1 protein-coding gene is annotated in these 1,162 nt (G+C 71.9%); it reads left to right on the forward strand.

What is annotated here, in order from left to right; translation table 11 throughout:
• On the forward strand, positions 1-899 hold an 899-nt coding region (locus D1643_RS11060), incomplete at its 5' end, for a DUF4013 domain-containing protein (protein WP_160710650.1).
• Positions 900-1,162: the final 263 nt, after the last annotated feature.

Consider the following 1,162-nt stretch of genomic DNA (forward strand, 5'->3'; position numbering starts at 1 on the left):
AGGCGCCCGCCGGAGCCGCGCCGTCCGGCTGGCAGGCCCAGCCCGGCGCCGGCGGCACGGTGCCGCCCCAGCCCCAGTCGCCCTACGCCGCAGCGCCCGTGCCGCCCCAGCCGCAGCCCGTTGAGCCGCAGCCCGTCTATGCGGAGGGCTGCCTGAAGGCCGCCTGGCGCGACATCTCCTCATCGGAGGGTTGGAAGGGCCGCATGGCCCTGCTCGGCCTCATCGGATGCGTGCCCATCCTCAACTTCATGGTGTACGGCTACAGCCTCAACTGGTCGCGCGAGGTACCCTTCGGCGCCAAGACGCCGCTGCCGCGCGAGGTGGTGAACGGGCGCAACTTCGAGTACGGCTTCTACTACTTCCTGATCGCGCTCGTCATCGGGCTGGTGGCCTCCATCGCGAGCGCCGTCGTTGGCTGGGTGCCGCTTATCGGCTGGGTGGCGGCCATCGCGATCATGCTGTTCGCGGGCATGCTCGAGACGCTGCTGAGCGTGCGCATGGCCATGATGGGCTCGCTCGGCGAGGGCTTCCAGATCGGCTATGCCTGGAGCGTGCTCAAGCGCAACTGGACGAGCCTGCTGGGCGCTGCCGTGGTTCCGAACCTGATCGTGGGCGCCGTGGTGTCGATCGTCGGCTTCGTGTTCATGGCGATCGGGCTCGTCGGCTTTATGGGCCCGCTGATGGCGCTGGGCTCGGGCTACGGCTCGGCTGCGGTCGCTGCGGCCGCGGGCGGCATGGGTCTGGTGGGCATGCTGCTCATGCTCGTGTGGTGCGTGCTGTGCGCAGCCGGCTGGGCTCTGGCGACCGTCGTCTCGATGCGCGCCGTCGCGCATTGGGTGGGTCGCAACGCCCCCGAGTGGGCTGCCGACGCCTGGCGAGCCTCCCAGATGCGCTACTAGGAGGTCGCCGGCGCTACGCCCTGCGGTGCGGGAGCGCGCCCGCGAGGCGCTGCGGGCGGCGAGCGAACGCCATGAGATACGATGAAGGCGGAGTCGTCTGAGTGACGGCTCCGCTTTTTTTGTGGGCGCGTGCGCGGGGCGCGCGGAGGCCGCGCGAGGCCGCGCGAGGGCAAGGCGCGGGTGCGGTGGGCACGCGGGACGCAAGGCGCGGAGGGCGCGCGAGGGCAAGGCGCGGGTGTGGTGGGGGCGCGGCACGCAGGCAC

Source organism: Enterorhabdus sp. P55, assembly GCF_009911695.1.
Taxonomy (GTDB): Bacteria; Actinomycetota; Coriobacteriia; order Coriobacteriales; family Eggerthellaceae; genus Enterorhabdus.